This is a genomic window from Nonomuraea sp. B1E8, assembly GCF_039871515.1.
Taxonomy (GTDB): domain Bacteria; phylum Actinomycetota; class Actinomycetes; order Streptosporangiales; family Streptosporangiaceae; genus Nonomuraea.
The window spans coordinates 1-22398 of the sequence record NZ_JBDPLS010000011.1 but is presented as its reverse complement, the minus strand read 5'-3'; the positions used below and the strand labels follow the sequence as shown (position 1 = coordinate 22398).

The 22398-nt window shown below is 73.8% G+C and carries 21 protein-coding genes and 2 pseudogenes; 11 read left to right on the top strand and 12 right to left on the bottom strand.

Annotated elements, in window-relative coordinates; translation table 11 throughout:
- Positions 1–152 precede the first annotated feature (152 nt).
- Positions 153–413: a WGxxGxxG family protein gene (locus ABGA98_RS31360; protein ID WP_132636554.1), complete on the top strand. Its 261-nt coding sequence runs from the start codon at positions 153–155 to the stop codon at positions 411–413.
- 178 nt (positions 414–591) lie between these two features.
- Here the strand turns inward: ABGA98_RS31360 and ABGA98_RS31355 are convergent, their stop codons facing one another.
- On the bottom strand, positions 592–1788 hold the full coding sequence (locus ABGA98_RS31355) for a hypothetical protein (protein WP_347622012.1): 1197 nt from the start codon (positions 1786–1788) through the stop codon (positions 592–594).
- Between the two features lie 140 nt (positions 1789–1928).
- Entirely contained in the window at positions 1929–3026 is a 1098-nt protein-coding gene (locus ABGA98_RS31350) for a ThiF family adenylyltransferase (RefSeq protein ID WP_347622011.1), read from the bottom strand.
- Between the two features lie 87 nt (positions 3027–3113).
- On the opposite strand from ABGA98_RS31350, the gene ABGA98_RS31345 reads away from it, so the two are divergent.
- Positions 3114–6407 (top strand): tetratricopeptide repeat protein, encoded by a 3294-nt coding sequence (locus ABGA98_RS31345; protein ID WP_347622010.1) that lies wholly within the window; start codon positions 3114–3116, stop codon positions 6405–6407.
- A gap of 49 nt (positions 6408–6456) precedes the next feature.
- Here ABGA98_RS31345 and ABGA98_RS31340 read toward each other — a convergent pair.
- A pseudogene (locus tag ABGA98_RS31340) lies at positions 6457–6618 on the bottom strand (FAD-binding oxidoreductase); the annotation flags it as partial.
- A gap of 72 nt (positions 6619–6690) precedes the next feature.
- On the opposite strand from ABGA98_RS31340, the gene ABGA98_RS31335 reads away from it, so the two are divergent.
- Complete coding sequence (locus tag ABGA98_RS31335; RefSeq protein WP_347622009.1) at positions 6691–7710, top strand: ABC transporter substrate-binding protein; 1020 nt, start codon at positions 6691–6693, stop codon at positions 7708–7710.
- Here ABGA98_RS31335 and ABGA98_RS31330 read toward each other — a convergent pair.
- From ABGA98_RS31330 to ABGA98_RS31320, 3 genes are read right to left on the bottom strand one after another with little or no spacing between them, the layout of a single operon-like run.
- A complete protein-coding gene (locus ABGA98_RS31330) occupies positions 7703–8185 on the bottom strand; it encodes a metallophosphoesterase family protein (RefSeq protein ID WP_347622008.1) in 483 nt (160 codons plus the stop codon). The genes ABGA98_RS31335 and ABGA98_RS31330 overlap by 8 nt on opposite strands.
- 31 nt (positions 8186–8216) lie before the next feature.
- Positions 8217–8939, bottom strand: a complete 723-nt coding sequence (locus ABGA98_RS31325; protein ID WP_347622007.1) for an SRPBCC domain-containing protein — start codon at positions 8937–8939, stop codon at positions 8217–8219.
- Position 8940: 1 nt separating this feature from the next.
- Positions 8941–9525: a helix-turn-helix domain-containing protein gene (locus ABGA98_RS31320; protein ID WP_347622006.1), complete on the bottom strand. Its 585-nt coding sequence runs from the start codon at positions 9523–9525 to the stop codon at positions 8941–8943.
- Positions 9526–9591: 66 nt separating this feature from the next.
- Between ABGA98_RS31320 and ABGA98_RS31315 the strand changes: the two genes are divergently transcribed.
- Positions 9592–10413 (top strand): nucleotidyltransferase domain-containing protein, encoded by an 822-nt coding sequence (locus ABGA98_RS31315; RefSeq protein WP_347622005.1) that lies wholly within the window; start codon positions 9592–9594, stop codon positions 10411–10413.
- Positions 10414–10798: 385 nt separating this feature from the next.
- Complete coding sequence (locus tag ABGA98_RS31310; protein WP_347622004.1) at positions 10799–14086, top strand: hypothetical protein; 3288 nt, start codon at positions 10799–10801, stop codon at positions 14084–14086.
- A gap of 135 nt (positions 14087–14221) precedes the next feature.
- On the opposite strand, the gene ABGA98_RS31305 is transcribed toward ABGA98_RS31310, so the two are convergent.
- Positions 14222–14443, bottom strand: coding sequence for a hypothetical protein (locus ABGA98_RS31305; RefSeq protein ID WP_347622003.1), 222 nt, complete (start codon positions 14441–14443; stop codon positions 14222–14224).
- Between ABGA98_RS31305 and ABGA98_RS31300 the strand changes: the two genes are divergently transcribed.
- Together ABGA98_RS31300 and ABGA98_RS31295 are read left to right on the top strand one after the other, a co-directional pair.
- Positions 14444–14599 carry a crosslink repair DNA glycosylase YcaQ family protein gene (locus ABGA98_RS31300; RefSeq protein ID WP_347622002.1) on the top strand — a complete coding sequence of 52 codons (156 nt, stop codon included), beginning with the start codon at positions 14444–14446 and terminating at the stop codon, positions 14597–14599. It abuts the gene before it with no gap.
- A gap of 194 nt (positions 14600–14793) precedes the next feature.
- Complete coding sequence (locus ABGA98_RS31295) at positions 14794–15060, top strand: hypothetical protein (RefSeq protein ID WP_347622001.1); 267 nt, start codon at positions 14794–14796, stop codon at positions 15058–15060.
- Here ABGA98_RS31295 and ABGA98_RS31290 read toward each other — a convergent pair.
- The 3 genes from ABGA98_RS31290 to ABGA98_RS31280 form a co-directional block, all read right to left on the bottom strand.
- Entirely contained in the window at positions 15014–16162 is a 1149-nt protein-coding gene (locus ABGA98_RS31290) for a serine hydrolase domain-containing protein (RefSeq protein ID WP_347622000.1), read from the bottom strand. The genes ABGA98_RS31295 and ABGA98_RS31290 overlap by 47 nt on opposite strands.
- A 194-nt stretch (positions 16163–16356) precedes the next feature.
- Positions 16357–16587, bottom strand: coding sequence for a hypothetical protein (locus ABGA98_RS31285; protein WP_347621999.1), 231 nt, complete (start codon positions 16585–16587; stop codon positions 16357–16359).
- A complete protein-coding gene (locus ABGA98_RS31280) occupies positions 16584–17156 on the bottom strand; it encodes a serine/threonine-protein kinase (protein WP_347622311.1) in 573 nt (190 codons plus the stop codon). Before ABGA98_RS31280 ends, ABGA98_RS31285 begins: the two co-directional genes overlap by 4 nt.
- Positions 17157–17345: 189 nt before the next feature.
- On the opposite strand from ABGA98_RS31280, the gene ABGA98_RS31275 reads away from it, so the two are divergent.
- The gene (locus ABGA98_RS31275) at positions 17346–18914 is read left to right on the top strand and encodes an AMP-binding protein (RefSeq protein WP_347621998.1); all 1569 of its coding nucleotides are present in this window, start codon (positions 17346–17348) and stop codon (positions 18912–18914) included.
- On the opposite strand, the gene ABGA98_RS31270 is transcribed toward ABGA98_RS31275, so the two are convergent.
- Positions 18896–20203 (bottom strand): family 43 glycosylhydrolase, encoded by a 1308-nt coding sequence (locus tag ABGA98_RS31270; protein ID WP_347621997.1) that lies wholly within the window; start codon positions 20201–20203, stop codon positions 18896–18898. The two genes, ABGA98_RS31275 and ABGA98_RS31270, sit on opposite strands and share 19 nt — an antisense overlap.
- A 136-nt stretch (positions 20204–20339) precedes the next feature.
- Positions 20340–21236 carry a diacylglycerol kinase family protein gene (locus ABGA98_RS31265; RefSeq protein WP_347621996.1) on the bottom strand — a complete coding sequence of 299 codons (897 nt, stop codon included), beginning with the start codon at positions 21234–21236 and terminating at the stop codon, positions 20340–20342.
- A 121-nt stretch (positions 21237–21357) separates the two neighbouring features.
- Here ABGA98_RS31265 and ABGA98_RS31260 point away from each other — a divergent pair, with 121 nt between their 5' ends.
- From ABGA98_RS31260 to ABGA98_RS31250, 3 genes and pseudogenes are all read left to right on the top strand, one after another.
- Positions 21358–21930 carry a TetR/AcrR family transcriptional regulator gene (locus tag ABGA98_RS31260; protein WP_347621995.1) on the top strand — a complete coding sequence of 191 codons (573 nt, stop codon included), beginning with the start codon at positions 21358–21360 and terminating at the stop codon, positions 21928–21930.
- A 75-nt stretch (positions 21931–22005) separates the two neighbouring features.
- Positions 22006–22101: pseudogene (locus ABGA98_RS31255) on the top strand (IS5/IS1182 family transposase); the annotation flags it as partial.
- A 180-nt stretch (positions 22102–22281) separates the two neighbouring features.
- Positions 22282–22398, top strand: a 117-nt coding sequence (locus tag ABGA98_RS31250) for a helix-turn-helix domain-containing protein (protein WP_347622310.1), incomplete at its 3' end; no start/stop codon positions are given.

Sequence of the window (22398 nt, the reverse complement as noted above, 5' to 3'; positions counted from 1 at the left end):
CTGACAGGAGAAGGCGTTTGAGGCGGGCGTGACGATGGTAGAGGCCACCTAGCAGGGGAAATGGAGATCGCCCCGCTATCGGAAGCCTTCCGGGGGAAGGCGTGATAGGCGGTCTCCGCGGTTGTGAGACCGCCGGATCGGGGGAAAACCCAATGCGTAAGACGCTCACCGGGCTGGGCCTGGCGTTCTTCTTGACGCTAGTCCCGGCCGCCGCAGCGACGGCCGACACACCGGTCGAGCCCGTCGCGCAGAGCCAGGTCACACCCGCACCACAGCAACAGACGGACGGAGGCGGTAACGCCGGCCTGTGGGGCCTGCTCGGCCTGCTGGGCCTGCTGGGCCTGGCCGGCATGCGTAAGCAGCGCCACGTCGGCACCTCGGAACACGTCTCCGACCGCGGGATGCGCCCGTAGGCCGTCCCCGCCCGGCGACGCAGCCGGGATGAGATCGCAGCGGCACGGCCGCCGCACCGCGGCCGTGCCGACGCGGCACCTGAAAGCTCCGCACGGCACGGCACGAGAAAGCTCCGTGCCACCCGGCACGTAGAGCGTGCGACACGGCAGTTCAGAACTTCGTACCGGCGCGGCACGTTCAGAGCAGGGCGCCCGCACGGCGCAGGCGCCGCTCACGGAGGGCGAGCAGCGGCGGCAGGCCGAGCTGCGCGGCGATGTAGACGGCCACGGCCAGCGCCTCCCAGAAGCCCGCCGAGCCGATCGCGCCGCCGGCGAACTGGGCCACGCCCCAGCGGCCCAGCGAGATCATGAGCGGTAGCACCACCGTGACGAGCATCCAGGCCATGACGGCGATCCCGGCGACGTACGGCACCACGAACCAGCGGGCGATCTGCCGGTCCCGCTCCCCGGCCTCGGCCAGTTCCGCGCTCTCGGCCTCGGTGAGCCGGAACAGCCGGCTCTTCGCGGTGAGCCACGTCGTCCGGTAGAGGTTGTGGCAGCGCAACGCGTTCGCGAGCAGCGCGTACGAGTCGCTGCGCAGCGGCAGGGCGGCCCACTGCCAGACGATGCCGAAGATCAGGAAGAGCGCCACGGCGGCGAGGAAGCCGTCCACGCCGGCCGGCGGGCCGAGGAGCCGCAGCGCGAGCGTCACGGCCAGGACCACGGTGTCGACGGCCATCCCGGCCAGATAGACGCCGTAGCGGCGGTTGCGCGGCACCGTGACGATCTGGGTGAGGTCGGTCTCGAAGACGACGTACACGCCGCGGTAGCTGACGCGGAAGATCGCCGGCACGCCGACCGCGCGCCCCGCGAGCCAGTGCCAGGCCTCGTGCACGGCGCCGAACACCACGCCCAGCAGCAGCCACGTGAACGCCGACAGCCCCGGGCTGGGCAGGAACACGGCGTCCTCCCACGAGGGCCGAAGAGCGGGCTGGAACACCAGCACGCCGGCCGCGAACAGCGCCGCCGCCGCGTAGAACGACCAGGCGGCGCGGCCGAACAGCCGGGCCGCGGCCTGCGGGCTGACCCCCTCGATCCACCTGATGTGCCCGCGGACCGGCGCCGTCTCCGCGGGCGGGTCGAGCAGCCCGGCGTCGGTGAGCCCTTCGACGAAGTCCGCGCCGTCCACCGGCTCGCCCGCGACCTCGCCGGCCCGCGCGGTGGCCTCGGCCAGCGAGCCCGTCTCCTGCAGCGTGGTCACGAACACGGCGCCAGGCTCGGGCACCGCGACGAAGACGCCCAGCTCGGGGCGCCCGAGAATCCAGGCCTCTCCGTCGAAGGAGACCGTCAGCCGCGCGGCTCGCTCGCGCAGCCCCGCATCCACGGACGTGGTCATTCTCTCTCTCCTACGGCATGGGCAGGGCCGCACCCCGGTGTGGCCGGGATGCGGCCCTGCGCCCCGGTATCAGGAGTCCGGGTGGATGAGCTGCGTCAGACGGGTGTTCTCGACGCGCTTGATCTCGATCTTCACAAGGATCACCTCCCTCCGCATGCCTGGCAGGCTGGGTTGCGAGGCCACTCGTCCTGACTCGTCGCACACCCGTGCGCGAAGTCGATGCTGAGCGGCCGGCCGGCGTACGCCGGTGGCTCGAAACCGGTCAGGTACCGCAGCACCTCGAAGGCGCCGAACGCCCCCAGCAGGCCGGCGACCGGGCCGATCCCGCGGTTGGGCTGGGGTTTGCTGACGAAGAGGCGGGTGGCGGCGATGGCGCCCGCGATCGCCGGGTCCTCGGGGTCGTCGAAGTCGGCCGGGTTCGACGGGTCCGCGGGCACGCACGCCCGGCACGCGCTCACGCCGGGCTGGACCGACCAGACGGTCCCCGTGGTGACCGAGATGCCGCCGCGGACGAACGGCACGCCGTTGCGCACGCACGCCTCGTTCACCCAGAGGTCGATCCGGTTCGGCCGGTCGATGCCCGAGGCCACCACGTCGGGCCTGGTACGGGCGACGAGCTCGTGAAGCTGCTCGGGACCCTCGACATCGGCGTCGATCGCCTCGACCTCGACGCCCGGGTCGAAGGCCCTGACCCACTCCGCGGCCCGCTCCACCTTGCGGGCGCCGATGTCGTCCCATCGGTAGAGGTACTGGCGGGCGAAGTTGCGCGGATCCACCGTGTCACGGTCGAGCAGCGTCAGCCTGCCCACGCCGAGCCCGGCCAGGTGCGGGATCGTGTTGGAGTTGAGCCCGCCGGTGCCGAGCACCAGGACGTGCGACTCGCGCAGGCGCCGCTGCAGGTCCTCGCGGCTGCGGCCGAGCGTGCTGAACGACTCGAAGAAGGCCAGGTTGCTGAAATAGCGCTCCGCGGCCGCGGGTTCCAGGCGGCCGAGCCGGTCGCCGTCCTCCAGCAGGCTCACGTCGTCGAATGCCGCGACGGCCCCCTCCACGTCCGCCACGTCGAGGGACAGCTCGTCCGCGAGCTCGGCGACGGTCCTGCCGCCCTCGCCGAGCAGCCCGAGAAGCTTCTCCACCGTGCCGTCGGGATCGGACAGGACCAGCTGGTCGCGGGGGTCGTACACCAGCCGCAGCTCATCCCCGACCCGCTCCCACGCGATGTCCTTGAGTTGTGGCCTCATCGGTGCATCAGCCAATCTCTGAGATGATGTGGAAGGACTGTGGCATCCGGCCGCATGGATCCCGCATGGATCGTGCCTGGAGGGAAATTGATCTTCGGGAGAGCCACGGCCGGCGACCGCCGTGTGCCGGAGGTCCGCTTCCTCCTCCTTGGCCCGCTGGAGGCCGCCGTCGGCGGCCGGGCCGTCCATCTGACCGGCAGGCAGCGTGCGCTGCTCGCGGCGCTGCTGCTCGACGCGGGTCATGTGGTGTCCGTCGAACGGCTGGCCGACCGCCTCTGGGGCGAGGAGATCCCGCCCTCCGCCCCGGCCAGGGTGCGCGCCCTCATCGCCGAGCTGCGCAGGGCGCTCGGCGACCACGGCCAGGACGTGATCGTCACCAGAAGCCCCGGATACCTGGTCCGAGCCGCCGCGACGGACACCGCCGAGCTGGCCTCCCTGGTGGCGCTGGGGCAGCGGGCGGCAGAGGACGGCCGGCACCCGGAGGCGGCCGCCCGGCACGACGAGGCGCTGGCACTGTGGCGCGGCGACCCGTACCAAGATCTGGCCGGCCCTGTCGCCCACGCCGAGCGGCACCGGCTCGAGGAGCTCAAACACGAGGCGGCCGAGGGCCGCGCCGCCGCCCTCATGGAGATGGGCAGAGGACAGGCGGCCATCGCCGGCCTGACGCGGCTGCTGGCCGAGGTGCCGCTGCGGGAGCGGCCGCACGGCCTGCTGATGCGGGCGCTCGCCGGCGGCGGGCGCTTACCCGACGCGCTGGAGGTCTACCGCGACTTCCGCGCCCGGCTCGTCCGCGAGCTCGGCGTGGAGCCCAGCGGCGAGTTGCAGCGCCTCCACCAGCGCCTGCTGGCGGGCGAGCCCGCCACAGAGCCGCCCGCCGGACCACCTGTGGGGCCGCCCGTGGGGCCGCCGGGAAAGCCGCCGGTAAAGCCGCCCGTGGTGCCGGTGCCGCGCCAGCTGCCGCCCCTGCTCGGAGGTTTCGTCGGCCGCGCGGAGGAACTGCGGCGCATGGACGCCGGCCCGGTGACGCTGGTCGTGGGACCGGCCGGCGTCGGGAAGACCGCGCTCGCCGTCCACTGGGGGCACCGGGCGGCCGCCGCGTTTCCCGACGGGCAGCTGTTCGTCGACATGCGCGGCTTCGACCAGCGCGAGCCGATGACGCTCCCGGAGGCGCTGCGCCTGCTGCTGCAGGGGCTCGGCCAGGACGCCAAGGACATCCCCGTCGAGCTCGACGCCCAGATCGCCCTGTACCGCTCGCTGCTGGCGGGCCGGCGCGTCCTGGTGGTCCTGGACGACGTCGCCGCACCCGAGCACGTCCGTGCGCTGCTGCCCGGTGACCCCGGCTGCCGTGCCGTCATCACCAGCAGGAACCGCCTCGGCGGCCTCGTCGCGCTGGACGGGGTCGAGCGCCTCACACTCGACGTGCTGGACCAGCGGGAGGCCCTGCGACTGATCGCGCACGGCATCGGCGCGCACCGCCTGCGCCGCGAGCAGGAGGCCGCGGCCGAGCTCGTGGCGCTCTGCGGCCGGCTGCCGCTCGCGCTCTCCATCGCCATGTCCTGGATCGGCGACCAGGAGCACCGGATGATCGGCCACTACGTGCGCGAGCTGGCGGACCGGGGACGGCTGGTGCGCCTGCGCGTGGACGGCGACGAGAGCGTCGCCGTGCAGGCGGCCCTCGACCTGTCGCACCAGGCGCTGCCGGCTCCCGCGCGGCGGATGTTCCGCCTCCTCGGCGTGGCGCGGGGCGCCGCCATCTCCGCCGACGCGGCCGCCGCCCTGGCCGGCACGGGCCGGGAGCACGCCGAGGACCTCCTGGGCGCGGCCGTGCGCATCCACCTGCTCAAGGAGACAGGCCCGCGCCGCTTCGCCGCCCACGACCTGGTGGTCGAGTACGCGGTGCGGCTCAGCCTCGCGGAAGATCCGCCGCAGGAGCGGCACGCCGCGGCCCACCGGCTCCTCGACTACTACCTGCGCACCGTCGTTCGCGCCACCGCGGCGGCGGGTTTCGAGGCCCCCCGGCTGCCCGGCGCCCCGGCCGGGGCCGGTGTCACGCCGACCGGGTTCGCCGGCGCGGCGGAGGCCGTCGGCTGGTTCGACGCCGAATGGGACAACCTCGCCGCCGCCGTGTCGCACGCGGCCGAGCACGGTCCGCGCCCCTACGCCTGGTTCCTGGTCGAGGCCATGGCGGGCCTGCTGCAACACCGGCGCACGCACGCGGAGTGGCTGCGCCTGGCGGGCATCGCGCTGGACGCCGCCGAGCGGGAGGAGGACCTCGTCGGGCAGGCCGCGATGCGCAACTCCCTCGGGCTCGTCCGGTGGCTCATGGCCGACCTCGAAGGCGCGATGCGGGAGTACGAGCGCGCGCTGGCGCTGGCACGCAGGGCCGGCTGGGCGCACGGCGAGGCCACGGCGCTGCAGGGCGGCGGCGTGGCGAGCAAACAGCTGGGAAAGCCGCGGCGAGCCCTTCCGCGCTACCGGCGGGCCATGGCCATCCACCGTGCGGCCGGCAACGAACGCGGCGAACTACGCGCGCAGAACAACCTCGCCTCCGCCTACCTGATGCTCGCCCGGCTCGACCGCGCCGAGGAATGCCTGGTGGCCAACCTTCCCCTGGCCGAGGCGACGGGCGACCGGCTGCTCCAGGCGCTCACCCTCGTCAACCTCGCCCTCGTCCGCCAGAAGCAGGCCCGGTTCGGCGAGGCGCTCGCATGTCTGGACGAGGCCCTGTCCGTGGCCCGCTCCGCGGGACTGCGGTACGCCGTGGCGGTCACGTACGAGACGTACGGCTGGGTGCACCGCGACGCCGGCCGGCACGAGGAGGCCGTGGACGCGTTCGCTCAGGGCCTGGCCGTCGCCAGGGAGGTCGAGAACAGGCGCTGCCAGATCGCCTCGCTGAGCGGCATCGCCGAGGCCGAGCTGGAGCTCGGCAGGATGGACTCCGCGCTCGCCCGCCTCGAGGCCGCGCTGCGGCTGGCCGAGCGGACGGGCACGGACCTGGACCAGGTGCTGCTGGGCCTGGCGGAGGCCCACCACCGCGGCGGCCGGCACGCCGACGCGCGCGACGAGGCCGAACGCGCGCTGAAGCTGGCGCAGGACGCCAACCCGCTGAACCTGCCCCGGCTGTACGGGCTGCTCGCCGCCGTGCACCTGGCGGACGGCGACCCGGCACAGTCGGTACGCGCGTGCGAGCAGGCATTGAGGCTCGCCCACCGGTCGGGGCAGCGGCTGGAGCACGCCCGCGCCCTGCTCACGCTCGGCCACGCCCGGGAACCGGACGCCCCCGACCAGGCCCGCCGCCACTGGCGCCGTGCTCACGAGCTGTTCACGGCCATCGGAGCACCCGAGCGCATGAAGACCGCGGCGCTGCTCGACCGCCGGTGAACGTCCTGCCGTACGTGCCGACGTGGCGGGTCCAGGCCGCGGCTCACCCGGCCGCGAACCCGTGCCTGCGCGCCGGCCGGCCGAGCGTGCAGCCGGTGACGCCGACGGAGGGCGACGACCCGGACAGCGGCGCGAGCCCGAACGGCGCGGCGGCGGCGACCGCCTCGCCCCAGCGGGCGCCGGGACCGACCCGCGCGATCCGGCGGCCCGGGGTTTCCGGTTAGGTAAGGCTAATCTAATATGGCGTCCACCAGGGCGTAGATTGCCGCGAAGAGGAGCATCCATGGCCGCTGTCCCGCGACGCATCCTGGCCGTCATCGGCGCCGCCGCACTGCTCGGCGTCAGCGCCTGCGGCGGCACGGCCCCGCCGTCCGCCGCCGCGCCGCCGGCGTCCGGTCAGGGGGCATGGACCTGGACCGACGACCGCGGCGAGCGGGTCTCCCTCCCGGAGCGCCCCCGGCGCGTCGTCGCCCAGTCGGGCGCGGCGGCGGCGTTGTGGGACTTCGGCGTGCGGCCCGTCGCGGTGTTCGGCCCGCACCGGCTGAAGGACGGCGGCCGCGACCCCGAGGTGGGCGAGGTCGACATCTCCAAGGTCGAGTCGATCGGGAACGTGTGGGGCGAGTTCAACGTCGAGAAGTACGCCTCGCTCCAGCCCGACCTGCTGGTGGCCGGCATGTACCAGAAGAACACCCTCTGGTACGTCCCCGAGGAGTCGGTCAAGGTGGTCGACCAGATCGCCCCCACGGTCGGCGTGCAGCTCAGCGGCAAGCCCCTGGTGGAGATCATCGAGACGTACGGCCGGCTGGCCGCCGCGCTCGGCGCGGACCTCGACGCCGCGCCCGTGGCCGACGCCAAGAGACGTTTCGACGCGGCCGGTGACGCCCTCAGGACGCTCGCCGCCGCCAGGCCGGACCTGAAGGTGATGATCGTCACGGGCACCCCGGACAACCTGTACGTCGCCTACCTGCCGGACCACCCCGACATCACGTACTGGGGCGAGCTGGGCCTGAACATCGTCTCACCGGACCGGCCCACGGAGAGCGAGGGCGGCTTCTGGGAGGTGCTGAGCTGGGAGAACGCCGACAAGTACGACGCCGACGTGATCCTGGTGGACGCCCGTGCCCAGTCGATGAAGATCGAGGAGATGGCCGGAAAGCCCACCTGGGCCACGCTGCCCGCAGTCAGGGCCGGCCAGCTCTATCCGTGGCACGCGGCCGAACGTTACAGCTACCTCGGCTACGCCAAGGTCATGGAGGAGCTCAAGGCCGACCTCGACACGTCGCGCGACGACGTCGTCAGGTGACGGGCACGATCTCGGCCCGGGTGAGCGCCCCGCGCTCGATGGTGAGCAGGCCGAGCGTGCCGTGCGGCTGGCGGCGGCGGTCGGTGGGGGAGCCGGGGTTGAAGATCCGCAGGCCGCCGTCCGACTCGTCGAGCGGGATGTGCGAGTGGCCGAACACGACCAGGTCCGCCCGCGGGAAGCGGCGCCGCATGCGGGCCAGGCGGCCCTTGGCCGGGCCGCTGTCGTGGATCATGCCGATCCGCAGCCCGTCCAGGGTCAGCTCCAGCGTCTCCGGCGCGTCGAGGTCGGGGCCGTCGTTGTTGCCCTTGACCACGTGCACGGGGGCGTAGGCGACCAGTTCCTCGATCACCGAGGGGACGCAGACGTCGCCCGCGTGCAGGATCAGGTCCGCGCCGCGCACGTGCTCGGCGACGCGGGGCGGGCAGGAGCGCCAGCGCCTGGGGGCGTGCGTGTCGGACAGCGCGACGACTCTCATGCCCGCCTTCCTGCCCCGGTCGCGGTGGCCGTCACGTCCCGTTCGCGTACAGCTCGTCCAGCCACGCCCGCCAGCGCTCGCCCTCGCGCCCATCCTCGAAGAGCAGGTGTGCGGCGATCATGGGGCCGTGGAAGCCCTGGAGGAAGCGGTAGATCGCGTGATCGGCGCGGATGCCGAGGGTCTGGGAGTTGCGGAAGTACACCACTCCTTCGACCGGCCCGGGGCCGAACCGCACGCGGTCGCCAGGGGACGGAGGGCCGCCGAGCGCGGCGTACAGGAGCTCCCAGGCGCGCGGCCAGTCGCCGACGGGCGGCCCGAACTCCGTGACCGGCGTCGCCACCCGTCCCGCGAAGTGGCCGAGATATTCGACCAGCGTCGCGAAGTACATCTCCATGCCCCTGGACATGGCCTCGAACTCGTCCTCCCAGTCGTCGCCGGGCAGGAACCCGCTGGTCACCAGGCGGACGAGCGCGCTACCCCGGTCGCGCCCCTCGATGAGGAACTCGTAGGCGACGAAGCGCCCGTCCTCGCCCGTGGCGCTGCTGTGGGCGAAGCGCTTGCCGGGCTCGGCGGCCGTCACCGTGGACTCCGGCATCGCGAAGCCGCCGAAGACCGTGCGGACCACCCCGCCCGCGACCTCGTTGCGGCCCATGAACCACGAATCGATGCCCGGCCCCGTCGAGATGGCCTCCCAGACCTCCTCCGGGGCCGCCTCGACCAGGGCCTCCTGGGGGAGCTCGAACGCGTGCCCCACGTCACTGTTCCTTCACGGAAGGGTGCACCGCCACGATCAGCCGGTGATCACGCCCGCCTTCAGCAGACTCGTCATGATATTTGCTGACCAGCGAGGTCACGCACTGCGTCAACTCCTCCGCGAACGCCGCCCGGTCGGCCGCCGACGCGAAACGCACCTGGCCGTCGATGGCGAACGTCGCCACCCGCTTCCGCGCCCTGGCCGCCCCGTTGACCAGAGCGCCCACATCGCGTACGAGCCGCGCCGCCAGCGCCAGCAGCCACCGCGCCGAGAGCCGGTCCGGCGAGCGGCCGGGGTCGGGCTGCACGGAGGCCAGCGCGGTCGGCGAGATGACGAACGACGCGGCGGTGGCGCGCATCACGCGCTCGGTGACGTTGCCCTTCCTCCGCTCCTCGACGAGCTCCACCAGGCCGTGCTTCTCCAGCGTCCGCAGATGGTAGTTGACCTTCTGCCTGGCCAGGCCCACCCTGGCGGCCAGCGACGTGGCAGAGCCGGGCTCGACCAGCTCGGCCAGCAGTTTCGAGCGCATGGGGTCGAGGGACGCCTCGGCCGCCGCGGGGTCTTCGATCACCGCCACTTCGTCCATGCGTGAACGATGTCACCGACAAAAATATCTGTCAAACGGGCCGGGGCGGCCCGCTAGGATCGGCCCGTGCAACAACCGGATCTCCACCCGATCGCCGCCCGGCTGGCCGGGGTGCCCGGGGTCGTGGCCGTGGTCCTGGGCGGCAGCCGCGCACGCGGCACCCACCGTCCCGATTCCGACATCGACCTCGGCCTCTACTACCGCGGCCCGCTCGCCCTGGACGACCTGCGGGCGCTCGCCACGGAGCTGACGGGCGCGCCCGCCGAGATGACCGAGCCGGGCGGCTGGGGCCCGTGGGTGGACGGCGGCGGCTGGCTCACCATGGACGGGTGGCGGGTCGACTGGATCTACCGTGACCTTGACCGCGTGCACCGCGTCTGGCGAGACTGCCGCGCGGGCCGCTACGAGATCGGCTTCCAGGTCGGCCACCCCCTGGGCTTCTACTCCCACGCGTACGCGGGCGAGGTCGCCCTGTGCCGGGTCCTCGCCGACGTGGGCGGCGAGCTCACCGCGCTGCGCGAGGAGGTCGCCGCCGCCTACCCGCCGGCGCTGCGCGATGCCCTGGTCGGAGGGCTGTGGGAGTGCGACTTCGCCCTGGCGGCCGCCCGGTACGGCGCGGCGGGCCGCGACCCGGCGTACACCGCGGCGGCCCTGTTCCGCGCGCTCGGCGTCGCCTGCCACGCGCTGCACGCCCACGACGGCGCGTGGCTCGTCAACGAGAAGGCCATGATCGCCTCGGCCGACCGGCTGCCGTCCGCGCCCGGCGGCTTCGGGGAGCGGGCCCAGGCGTTGCTCGCGTCGGTGGGGCACACGCCGGAGGAGATCGAGAGCACCATCGACGCGGCGGCGCGGCTGGTCGCGGACGTACGGGCCGCCTGCGGCGCGTGACCCACGCGATGGCCCTCCGCCGATCGAGCCAGGTAACGTCACTGGCTCACGATCAAGGGAGAACACACGTGGTCCGCAAAGCTGTGATTCCGGTAGCCGGTCTGGGCAGCCGCCTGCTGCCGCATCGACGAGCTGGAAGCCCGGACGCGCGCGTGGCACCAGCACCCCGAGGGCGAGATCTACCTCACCGGCGCCCTGCACGATCACGCGCTGACGCACCCGGTGTACGGGCAGGTCATCGACGGCACCTGGTGGGACACGGGATCGCCGCTCAACTACCTCAGGGCGCAGTTCGCCGCGGCCCTCGCGCATCCGGTCCACGGTCCCGAACTCCGGAAGCTCGCGCAGGACGGCGGGCGCGCCGGAGCACCATAATGAGGCGGTCATGCGATCTCACGCCCTCACACCCAACGCCCTGATCGCCGAGGTGGAACCGCTGTCGCACGGGCAGCGGTGCCGCCGCCTGGCCGCGCACGCCCGGGACGGACGGCCCGAGCTGCGGGTCGTGCTGGACGAGCTGCGGGCCCGGCGCGACCCGTACGAACGGCTCGTCGGGGTGCGGCTGGCCGTGATGGCGCGCGAGGTCGCGGACGTCACGCGCGCGATGACCGACCCCGATCACGACATCAGCCGGTACGCGATCGGCGAGGCGGTCCGGCTCGGCGCTCCCGGCGACACGATCCTGGAGATCGTCCGCACCGCTCCCGCGGCCCATCGGGCGGCCGCCTACCGGGCCGTCAAGCGCCACCACCGGGGTGACCTGGCCGCGCGGCTGATCGGTGAGGTCCAGGAGCGGTGGGGCGACCGCGAGGCCGCGAGCCTGCTCGTGGCGTGCCCTCCGGAGGTGGTCGCCGCCCGGCTGCCCGGCCTCGCGCACGCGGTGCCGAACTGGTCCGCCCTGGCCAGGCGGCACCCGCTCACCGTGCTCGAACACGCCGAGTCGGCCCTGGCCGGGCTGCCGCGCCACCTGCGCGACGAGTGGTGGCTGATGACCGGGCCCGGCGTCGAGGTCGCCGCCCGGTACGCACCCGAGCGGGTGCTCGGGCTGCTGGAGCGCTACTGGACGGATCGGCACTGGCAGTGCGCGGGGCGGCTCCTGGACGCCGACCCCGGCCGTACGCTGGCCCTCTACCTGGTCCCGGGACGGCAGCGGCTGCTGGCCGCGCAGCTGCGGCGACGGTCCGTGCGGGAGCGGCTGGCCGCGCTCGGTGACGACCGGCTGGGCGAGATGGGCAGGGCCGTACGCGACGACGAACCCTCGTTGATCAACCTCCTGCGGTCGGTGGCCCCCAGCCGCAGGGAGGCGGTGTTCACCGCGGCGATGGAGGGCGTCGACCTCTCCCAGACGATCCACTCCGAATATCTGCTGAACGTCCTGCCCCTGGGCAGCCGGGTCGCGGAGGCCCGCCGCATGCTCGGCCTGCGGGCCGTCGCCGAGGCCCCCTACCGCACCCTGGAGCTCACGGCCTTCCTGCCGTACGACGAGGCCGAGCCGACGCTGCGGGCCGCCACCCGCCGGACCGACGGCATCGACCGCGCCAACGGCTACCTCCAGCTGATCACCTGCGCGGGGCGCAGCCGCGACCCCGAGGTCGTCACCCGGATGACGGACGCGCTGGGGCGGTTGCGCAACGAGCAGGACCCGGTGCGCCTGGTCGCCGTCGGAGCGCTGGCCGAGATCCCTGACCGGCTCTTCCGAGCCGCCCACGTGCCCGCCCTCGACCGGCTCGTCGCGGACGCGCTCGCCGCCCGCGACTGCTCCTACTCCACGCGGCTCGCCCTGGCTCGCCTGGCCACCCGGGTCTTCGCACAGGGGGCCACCCGGGACGACGTGGCGCTGCTGGAGTGCGGCCTGCGGGCTTTCGAGCGGCTGACCGGCCACGTGGGCACGCCCTCGCTGGGCGGACTGTCGCGCGTGCTCCGGCGCGGCCAGGAGACGGTGCTGGTGCGCCTGCTGGCTCCCTACCTGGAGGCGGAGGCCCGCCACGACCGGCACGACCTGGCGTTCCTGCTCGCCTCGGCCCTCGGCCGGCGCGGCCACGACGTGCCCGAGCTCCAGCGGGCGCTGGAACGCGCGATCACCGCCACCGACGATCGGGAGGCGATCCGGGCGATCGAGTACTGGCTGGAGCCGCCGCGCACCAGAGGCGAGCGGGTGGAGGCGCTGCTGGAGAGGGATCCGTCCACGGTGGTGCTGGCCTGCGTGTTCCACGTCCTGGCGTGGCGGCGTACGGACCTGCTCGAGGCCGCGCTGCGCAGTCGGGATCCCAGGGGCCGCTTCGCCGCGAGTGGCGTGCGGCAGGTGCGGTACGCCCCCCGCGCGGCCGTGCTGCGGTGGACGGCCCAGCAGCGTACGGCGTACCTGCGGCTGCTCGACCAGGTCGCGTGGAACACCGCGCTGCCCACGCAGGAGCGCGCGCACGCCGTACGGCAGATGGGCGCAGTCCCCGGAGCCGAGGCCGCGCAGTTGGACCGCTACCTGAATCCGCGGGAGCCGCTGCTGCGGAGGGCGGCGCTGACCGCTCTGCCGTGGACGGCGCGCCCGCAGGAGGCGTTGTCCGAGCTCCTCGCGCACGCGGGCGGGGATGACGCGCACGTGGCCGTGTACGCGGCGGCCCGGGCGGCGCGGTTCGTGCCGCCCGGGGAGCTGGCGGCGTGCCTGGAGCCCGTCCTGGCCGGCGGCAAGGTCACCGCGCGCAAGGAGGCGGTCAGGCTGTTCGCCCGGCACCGCGCGCCCGGCGCGATGCGGGTGCTGCGGAGCCTGTGGGACGCCGAGGGCCAGCACAAGGACGTGCGCGCGGCCATCGTGTCGGCGGCCGGCGACCTGCTCGCCGAGCCCGGCGCGTGGGGGCTGCTCGAGGAGGCGGTGGCACTGGCCGGGGACGTGGCTGCCCCCGTGCTCGGGGTACGCCCGCTGGCCGTGCCGGAGCGCCGGCGGGCCGCGTACGCGGAGCTGGTCGCCGCCGCCACCCGCGCGGACGACCGGCAGACCCGGCTGACCGCCGTCCAGACGCTGCCCCGCTGGGCCGCCTACACGCCAGGAGCCGTGGAACGGCTGGCCGAGATCGCCTGCGACCTCGGCGAGACCGCGGACTGGCGGGTCGCCGCCCGCGGGCTGGTGGGCTCGGCGTGCTCCGGGTCCGGGATGGCGGACCTGCGGCGGGCGGTGCGCACCCTCGCTTCCGCGCCCGGCGAACCCGACGCGGGGGCGGACCGTGACCGCCCGGCCGAGCAGCGCCTCGTGGCCGTCGCGGCGGACCTGCGCCAATGGCACCGTACGACCCGCGACCCGGTGGTCCTGGAGGTGACCGCCGACCTTCCCGCGAACCTCGCGGCCGAACTGCTGGCCGCCACGGTCGACTGGGACGACCCGCACGACGTCCTGGCACGCCTGGCGGGGACGCCCGCCGGGGGTGTGCTGGCCGTGGTCGATACGGGCGAGGCGCTCGCCGCTTCCGCCGAACACGTTTCCGCAGAACGGGTGCTGCCGCACGCGCGACGGCTGGCGAGGGAGGGCGAGACCGGCGCGTTGCTGGCGACGGCGCTGACCGCGTCCTGCGGTCCCCGGTCGGGATGGTCGGCGCCGTGGCGGGAACTGCTGCGTGAGCTACGCGCGAGCGGCTTTCCCGAGGTCGCTCACCAGGCGCTGCGCATCAGAACGGCCCCCGAGTGATCAGCGCCGAGTGATCAGCGCCGAGTGATCAGCGCCGAGTGATCAGCGCCGAGTGATCAGCGCTGAGTTTCGGCGCTGTTCTGTGGCACGCGGCCATCGCGGACGATCGCGGAAGAGTTCTTTCCGCTAGTGCCTCTAGGGTCGGCGCGTCGACCAGGAGGACATGATGATCGAACTGACGTGGCCGCAGGTGAGCGCCAGGAGGCTGGAACGCTCGGGGCTCGGCGCGCCCGTGGAGGCGGTGACGGGGGCCACACCGGCGGAGATCGTGGGGGCCATGTGCGGGGCGCACGCCCAGATCATGTCGGCCGCCGAGGCGTCCATCGGGCTCAGCTGGATGGTGTCACCCGCGCCCACGTGCGCGAGGCCCTGTGGAGCGAGCGCACCCTGGTCAAGACGTACGGCCCGCGCGGGACCGTCCATCTGCTGCCCGCCCGCGACCTGCCGAGGTGGGTGAGCGCGATGTCGTCGATGCCGCCCGCGCACGACGCCACGCCGGCGAGCGCCGGGTGATCCTGCTGCCCGAGGCCCGGCGGCGTGGCTGAGCAGCGTCCGGTCAGGCCGGTGGCAAACACGCGCCGACGTCCGGCCCAGAATCACCCTGGTCAATGCCAAATCCGGATCGATGGGCGGTATGACGGTTTCCGATCGGGCAGGCGTGGGCTTCCCGAAGCGCTTTCAGCCGTTCGACGGGAGGCGGATCTGGGATGGCTCCAACCGCGACAGGCATCGCCGATCAGAACCGGGCGGGCGCCGCCCCGCCCGCGCCGGGGCGCAGACGGGTCGCGGCGGCGGCCGCACTCTGGGGAGCCGTGCTGGCGCCGTTCGCGGCGCTGGCGGCCGCCGTGCCGATGGCCTGGGGGAGAGGGCTGTGCTGGGTGGACGTGGTGATCGCGGCCGGCGCCTACGCGATCGCCGGGCTCGGCGTCACTTCGTCGGCGGCTTGTACGGCTCGCCGCAGAAGTAACGGTTGAGCGCGTCGACGCCCGCCAGCAACATCGGCGCGACCTCCGGATCGCTGCGGTGCACGTTGACCGAGAGCGTCATCCGGCGCTTGCCCGTCGCGTCGGCGAAGGCGAACGTCTGGTAGCCCGGGATGGCCCCGGTCGCGCCCCACAGCTCGCCGCAGGTGAGCCCCGCCGACTCGAGCCCGAGCCCGTACCGCGGGAACACCGGCGCCTGCGGTGTGCCGACCCCGGTACGCATCTGGGAGAGAAGGTCGCGCGTGACCAGCCGGCCACCGAACAGTGCCTGGTAGAAGCGGTTCACATCGCGGGCGTCCGACACCACCCCGTACGCCGCCCACGCGAACGACGGGTTCAGCCGGGTGATGGGCTTGAGCGAGCCCGGCACGTCGGGGTCGGCACCCTTGGGCAGGTAGTAGCCGGTGGCGTGCGGGCCGCCGATGCCCGGCCGGGTCAGCGGCAGGTACGTGCGCGTCATCCTCGCGGGGCGGAAGATCCGCCGCTTCAGCTCGGAGCCCAGGTCGTGGCCCGTGACCTTCTCCACCAGCAGCCCGAGCAGGATGTAGCCGGTGTTGGAGTAGGAGAAGCGGCCCCGCTCCGGTCGCGGCAGCCGCTCGGCCTCGGCGACGAGCTGCCGCGGGGTGTAGGTCCTGGTCAGGCGGGCGGGGTCGGCGAACTCGGGCGCTTGCGCGTAGTCGGCCAGGCCGCCCGTGTGGTTGAGCAGTTGCCGTACGGTGATCCGGTCGCCGCCCTCGACCAGGCCGGGCAGCCGGGTGGCGATCCTCTCCTCCAGGCTCACCCTGCCCTCCCGCACCAGCTGCAGGACCACCGCGGCCACCATGCTCTTGGTCAGGCTGGCGATCCGGAACCGCGCCTCGCGCGGCACCTGCGCGCGGGTCTCCAGGTCGGCGACCCCGCTGGTGGCGATCCAGGTGCCGCGATCGTCGTCGATCCTGGCCAGGACGCCGGGAGCGCCGGCGGCCACCATCGCGTCGAGGGCCTGGCGCACGCCGGCATGCTCCTTCGCCTGCGCGTTCGCCGGCAGAGGGGACAGCAGTCCCGCGGCGATGAGGACGGTGGCCGCCACGCGGCGGCCGGTCAGGAGGGACATGGAAGGGTTCCTTCGATGGACGGCGGTGAACGATCTCCATCCTCGAAGGGCCCGCGGCCGTCCTCGTCCTCATTTCTGACGAACCTCGCCTGCCACGGTGGTCGCACCCGGGCTGCGACCACAGGCTGACGCGCGTGACCCCGCATCGCGGCGGCGTCGCGCGGGACCGCCCGCGGCGGCGGGCCGTGGCGTCGTCAGGGCAGGTTGGCCAGCGCCTGGCGGGCGGCCCTGATGGCGCCGTCGCGGACCTCGCCGGTCACCTTCGACTGCTCACGCATGGTGTGGGTGACCGTGAGGAGGGTGGTCCCGGCTCTCAGCCACACGGTGGTCTCGGCGGCGTCCCCGAACTCGGACACGGTCCCCGCGTCCCGCGCGAACGCCTCGTCGCCCAGGTCTGACACGTTCCGCACGGCGGAGGTGTTCACGGTGGTGAGCTGACCCTTGCCGGTGCCGGCCTCCGCGTCCGCGCCGGCGCGGTGCAGCGCGAGGGTCTCCTTCGCGGTCGTCTCCCGCGGATAGGTGTTGATCTTGATTTCGAGTGTCGTACGTCCCTGCCGGACGCACGTGGTGCTGCCCTCGGGGGAGGGGGTGCCGCCGGACAGCACGACCCCGACCGCCGCGGCGGCAGCGCCTCCTCGGTGAGGACCGCCGCCAGCACCGCCATCGCGTCGCCGCCCGGGAGGGCGGGCTCGCCCTCGGCCGCCTCGTACAGCGTCGCGGCCAGCGACCACAGGTCCGACTGCGGGCCGGGGCGTTCCCCGCGCAGCCGTTCGGGGGCGATGTAGCCGGGGGAGCCGACCAGCATCCCCGACTCGATGATCGTCGCCTGGCCCTCCACCGTCGCGATGCCGAAGTCGGTCAGGACCGGCGCGCCATCCTCCCCGACGAAGATGTTGCCCGGCTTGATGTCACGGTGCAGCACGCCGGCGGCGTGGGCGGTGGCGAGCGCGTCCAGCACGCCGAGGCCGAGCCGTGCCACCTGGCGCACGGGCAGCGCCCCCCGAGTCGCGGATCACCCGGTCGAGCGGCCGGCCGCGCAGCAGCCGCATGACGATCCACGGGCGGTCGTCCCTGGCGAGCACGTCCGCTTCAGATGCCATGCGTGCGGTCTCCCGCGGCGCGGCCTCGCCGTGCGACGATCGATCAAGCACGCCTTTCGCACAGCCGAGGCAGGGGGGGACGGATGTCCGGTCTGTCGTTCGAGCCGCTGACCCCGACGAGCTTCCTCGAACGGTCGGCGACCGTGTTCGCGCGGCGCCCGGCGGTGCTCGACGGCGCGCTGACCCTCACCTACGCCCAGCTGTGGCAGCGGGTACGCCAGGTCGCCGGCGGCCTGGCCGGGGCCGGGGTGCGCCCCGGCGACCGGGTGGCCGTGCTCGCCGCCAACGGACACATGCTCCTGGAGGCGACCTTCGCGGTGCCGGCGGCCGGCGCCGTCCTGGTGCCGATGAACATCCGCCTGTCGCCCGGCGAGCTGGCGTACATCCTCGACCACGCCGAGGTGTCCGTGCTCCTGCACGACGACGGCCTCGCCTCGGCGGCGCGGGCGGCGGCCGGAGCCAGCGCGGCACGCCCGCTGCTCGTGCCGCCCGCCGCGTACGAGGCGCTGCTGGCCGGAGCCGAGCCGCTCCTGATCCCGGTGGAGGACGAGCTGGCGCCGCTGTCGATCAACTACACGAGCGGGACGACGGGCCGGCCGAAAGGGGTCGTCTACCACCACAGGGGCGCCTACCTGCAGGCGATGGCGATGGCGCTGCACGCCAGGCTCGACGCGGCCAGCGGCTACCTGTGGACGCTGCCCATGTTCCACTGCCACGGGTGGTGCTTCCCCTGGGCGGTCACCCTGGCCGGCGGCCGGCACGTCTGCCTGCCCAAGGTGGAGCCGGGGCAGGCCTGGCGGCTGATCCGCGAGCACCGCGTCACCCACCTGTGCGGCGCCCCCACCGTGCTCACGTCGCTGCTGGCCCACCGGGACGCGCCCACCGGCCCCCTCGACCCGCGCCTGCTCGCCTGCGTGGGTGGCGCGCCCCCGAGCCCCGCGCTGCTCGGGCGCGCCCTGCAGGCGGGCATCGACGTCATCCACCTGTACGGGCTCACCGAGACGTACGGGCCCGCGGCCATCTGCCAGCCGCAGCCGGAATGGGCGGGCCTGGACGCCGCCGAACGGGCGGCGCTGACCGCGCGGCAGGGCGTGGGCAACGTGATCGCCCAGCGCGTCCGGGTCGTCGACGCGCACGGCGAGGACGTGCCGGCCGACGCCGCCACCGTCGGCGAGATCGCGATGCGCGGCAACGACGTCATGGTGGGCTACCACCGCGACCCCGCCGCCACCGGTAAGGCCGCGCCCGACGGCTGGTTCCGTACGGGCGACCTGGCGGTGAGCCACCCCGACGGCTACGTGCAGGTCGTCGACCGCGCCAAGGACGTGATCATCTCAGGCGGCGAGAACATCGCCTCCGTCGAGGTGGAGAACGCCCTGGTGGACCATCCGGCCGTGCAGGAGGCCGCGGTCGTCGCGCGGCCCGACCCGCACTGGGGCGAGGTGCCGGTCGCGTACGTCAGCCTGGCCGCCGGCGCGAGCGTCACCGAGAACGAGCTCGCCGAGCACGTCAAGGGGCGCCTCGCCCACTTCAAGGCGCCCCGGGAGGTGGTCTTCTGCGACCTGCCCAAGACCTCGACCGGCAAGATCCAGAAGACCGTGCTCAGGGAACGCGCGGCCGGCGGCGGCTCCGGTCAGGCGAGCTCGACGTAATCGAGCTCGGCCCACCGCGTCAGATGGTGCAGGCGCAGCGTGTTCCATCCCGCGACCAGGGTGACCGCCGCCTTGACCTGGGTCCAGTTGTCCCAGCCGCGGTCGGGATAGTCCACAATGGCCGGCGCCGACCCGTTCACCGTCAGGGTGTGCTGGGCGTCGCCGTATCCGGCGGCGTACGCCACGTTCGCGGTGTAGTCGCCGCCCACCGGCGCGAACACCCTGATGTCGACCCAGCTGTCGGCGTGGTCCAGCTTCGCGACCACGGCGCCCTGCGACGCGCCGGCCGCGCCGGTGCGGACCTCCGCGTGGTTGACCGTGCCGCGCTCGGCCTCGTAGCGGACCCGGCTGCCGCGCACGACGGGAAGGTCGCCGGCCCAGCCCAGGTCCGCGGTGTACATCCAGCGCGCGTTTCCGACCCAGCCGTGGAAGAAGACACGATCGCCCAGCACGTCGGTGCCGCCCGGGCCCTGCACCGCGCCGTCGAAGGTGCCGGTCGTCATGAGCGGCCGGTACGCCTTGGTGTAGGGGCCGGTGAGCGAGGGGGCCGTGGCGTAGCTCGTGAAGTAGGAGTTGCCCGTGTAGGAGCCGCCCGAGTAGAACAGCACGTACTGGGACGGGCGTTTGACCAGCACCGGCGCCTCGATCACGCCGGCCTCCTCCGGGCGGTCGTTGCGGATGAGCTCCCTCCTCGGCCCGATGAAGGTGACGCCGTCGGCCGCCACCTGCTGCAGCCAGATGATGGCGGGTTCGCCCACGGCGTTGCCGTCGTTCTTGTACAGCAGGTAGCGCGTGCCGTCGGTGTCGACGAAGCTCGACGGGTCGATGTCGCCGCCCTCGGCGGGGTCGCAGACGAGCGGGCCGTCGCCGAGGGGCCGGAACGGGCCGAGCGGGGTGGGCGACAGCGCGGCGCCGATGCACATGCGCTTGGCCGCGGTGCTCGGTCCGGTGAAGTACATGAGGTACTGCCCGTCCGCGCGCCGGGTCACGTCGGGAGCCCAGAAACCGCCGTCGCCCGCCCAGGTCGGCTTGTCGGGCAGGGCGTCACCGCGCACGGTCCACGGCCCGGTGGGCGACGGCGCGGCGGCCACCTGGATGCGGCCGGCCCGGCTGCTGGTGGAGTAGGCGTCGAAGGTGGATCCGGCCTGGATGACGTCGGGGTCGGGGAAGTCGGCCTCGATGATCGCCGACGGCGGGACGGCGGCGGACGCCGCGCCGGCCTCACCCCCGTCTGCCGCGAACGTCGCCACCAGGGGTAACACCAGCAGGAGCCGGCCGGGCAAGGACATGGGAGCCTCCCATCCACCGCGCGCCGGCGGGCGTCCGCGTCGAGACGGCCGGCGAGCGATCATCACGCGTTCCTGACCGATGCTCTCACAGGGGTCAAGGGTCACGGTCCGGGGTGATGGCCGGCCACACCTCAGGTCAAGCGGCACGGTCGGGCGCGATGAGCCGCCACGCTCCGGGGCGTACCGTCCAGGACCGGACGGGCGCGGCCGGCAGCAGCTCCCCGTCGGCGTTGGCCGGCACGGGTTCGCCCTCGATGACGACCGTGCCCGCTTTGACGGTGACGACGTCGCCGCGCCCGGGGTGCTCGCCGCGCCGCATCCGCAGCCCGTACGCGAGCCGTGCCCAGGGGGAGACGGCGAAGGAGACGACGACGTCGGCCAGCCCGTCGTCCGGGCACGCGTCCGGCGCCAGCGGGGTGCCGCCGCCGATCGTGGCGCCGTTGCCGACGCCCACCATGAGCACGCGCCGGCGGCCGGACGCGACGACGACGCCGTCGGCGCGCACCCGCAGCCGCCAGCCGCGGGTGCGGATTCCCGCGAGCAGCGCGCCCGCGGCGTACGCGGCCCGGCGCAGCACCGGCTTGAGCGGGGCCGCCTGCTGCGAGGCCAGCGCGCCCGCGCCGACGTGCACGGCGTTCATCACGATCCCGCCCTCGTCGTCGACCAGCAGGTCGAGCGGCCGCTCGGTGCCGCGCAGCACCAGCAGCGCGGCCTTCTCCGGGTCCAGCGGGACGCCCAGGGAACGCGCCAGGTCGTTGCCGGTGCCCATCGGGACCAGCCCCACCGGCCGGTCGGCGAGCTCGCCGCGGGCGAATAGGGCGGCCAGCACCGCGTGCAGGGTGCCGTCGCCGCCCAGCACCACGGGGTCGCGGTCGTGGTGCCGGGCCAGGACGCGCTCGGCGTCCCCCGGCGCCGCCACGACGGGGGCCACGACGTCGGCCTCGCTCTCCAACGTGCGCAGCACCGCCTGCCGCGTCTCGTCGTCGCCGCCGCCCGCCGCCGGATTGCCGATCGCCACCAGCCTGCGCGCCATCTCGCCCGCCTCTCCATCGTCCTGGTCCGCCCCGGTTCCCCCGGCAGGCCTGGCGAAACCCGGCCCTGGACTTCGTGGCCATCGGGTGGACAGAATATGTAGATCGGTCTACTCTCCTCGCATGGCTGTCAAAGGGGAGCAGACGAGGGCGCGGCTGATCGACGCCGCGCGCACGCTGGTCGAGGAGCGGGGCTACTACGGCACGGGCCTCAACGAGGTGATCGACGCCGGGCGGGCGCCCAGGGGTTCGCTCTACCACCACTTCCCCGGCGGCAAGGAGCAGCTGGCGGCCGAGGCCGTCGCCGCGTCCGGCCGGGAGGTCGACGCCCTCATCAGGAGCCTGGCGGACGAGGCCGCCGGGGCCGGTGCGCTCATCGACGCCGTGCTGGACGCGCTGGCCGGCCGGATGGAGGCGGCCGGCTATGCGAAGGGATGCCCGATCGCCACCGTCGCCCTGGAGGTGGCGGCCACCCACGACGCGCTCCAGCAGGTCTGCGCCGACGCCTACGACGGCTGGGAGCGGGCGCTGGCCGACCGCCTGGTCGCCGACGGACGCCCCCCCGCGGAGGCCGAGGACCTGGCCTGCTCCCTGCTCGCCCTGATCGAGGGGGCCCTCGTCCTGGCCCGCGCCCGGCGCAGCCTGGTGCCCGTCGAGCGGGCGCGACGGTCGGTGGCGGTCCTGCTCGGCGCCTGAGCGCGGCGCTCACCGCCTCAGTCACCGCCTCAATCACCGCCTTGGACCGTGACTCATTGGGTGATTGATGGTTAGTTCGTTCGCGGCTGCCGCCGTTTGCACCGGCGCTACGAGCGCCGGGCTGATCACTGCGCGTCCTTCGTGGCGATCGCTGCAACCCTCATGTGTTAACGCCGACTGGCCGGATGAGTCGCGGTCTCATCGGATACCTCCGAGGAGACCCCCGCCTTCAGGCGGGGGAGGAATCGGTCTCCTGCGGAGCAGGGCAGGGTGAGGCGATTCGCCACCAGGCGGACCGCCGTATAGAACACACACACGATTGTTAGCTGATCGTGCGGTAAGATGTGAGGCATGGCGCGGATCGTGAAGCGGGCCTACAAGTACCGCTTCTACCCGACCCCCGAGCAAGCCTCCGAGCTTGCCCGGACATTCGGCTGCGTCCGCCTCGTCTACAACAAAGCCCTGGAA

Bases quoted from the DNA above. Each gene is read 5' to 3' on its own strand.
- ABGA98_RS31360 (WP_132636554.1), top strand. From the start codon at position 153: ATGCGTAAGACGCTCACCGGGCTGGGCCTGGCGTTCTTCTTGACGCTA.
- ABGA98_RS31355 (WP_347622012.1), bottom strand. From the start codon at position 1,788: ATGACCACGTCCGTGGATGCGGGGCTGCGCGAGCGAGCCGCGCGGCTG.
- ABGA98_RS31350 (WP_347622011.1), bottom strand. From the start codon at position 3,026: ATGAGGCCACAACTCAAGGACATCGCGTGGGAGCGGGTCGGGGATGAG.
- ABGA98_RS31335 (WP_347622009.1), top strand. From the start codon at position 6,691: ATGGCCGCTGTCCCGCGACGCATCCTGGCCGTCATCGGCGCCGCCGCA.
- ABGA98_RS31330 (WP_347622008.1), bottom strand. From the start codon at position 8,185: ATGAGAGTCGTCGCGCTGTCCGACACGCACGCCCCCAGGCGCTGGCGC.
- ABGA98_RS31320 (WP_347622006.1), bottom strand. From the start codon at position 9,525: ATGGACGAAGTGGCGGTGATCGAAGACCCCGCGGCGGCCGAGGCGTCC.
- ABGA98_RS31310 (WP_347622004.1), top strand. From the start codon at position 10,799: ATGCGATCTCACGCCCTCACACCCAACGCCCTGATCGCCGAGGTGGAA.
- ABGA98_RS31295 (WP_347622001.1), top strand. From the start codon at position 14,794: ATGGCTCCAACCGCGACAGGCATCGCCGATCAGAACCGGGCGGGCGCC.
- ABGA98_RS31290 (WP_347622000.1), bottom strand. From the start codon at position 16,162: ATGTCCCTCCTGACCGGCCGCCGCGTGGCGGCCACCGTCCTCATCGCC.
- ABGA98_RS31275 (WP_347621998.1), top strand. From the start codon at position 17,346: ATGTCCGGTCTGTCGTTCGAGCCGCTGACCCCGACGAGCTTCCTCGAA.
- ABGA98_RS31270 (WP_347621997.1), bottom strand. From the start codon at position 20,203: ATGTCCTTGCCCGGCCGGCTCCTGCTGGTGTTACCCCTGGTGGCGACG.
- ABGA98_RS31265 (WP_347621996.1), bottom strand. From the start codon at position 21,236: ATGGCGCGCAGGCTGGTGGCGATCGGCAATCCGGCGGCGGGCGGCGGC.
- ABGA98_RS31260 (WP_347621995.1), top strand. From the start codon at position 21,358: ATGGCTGTCAAAGGGGAGCAGACGAGGGCGCGGCTGATCGACGCCGCG.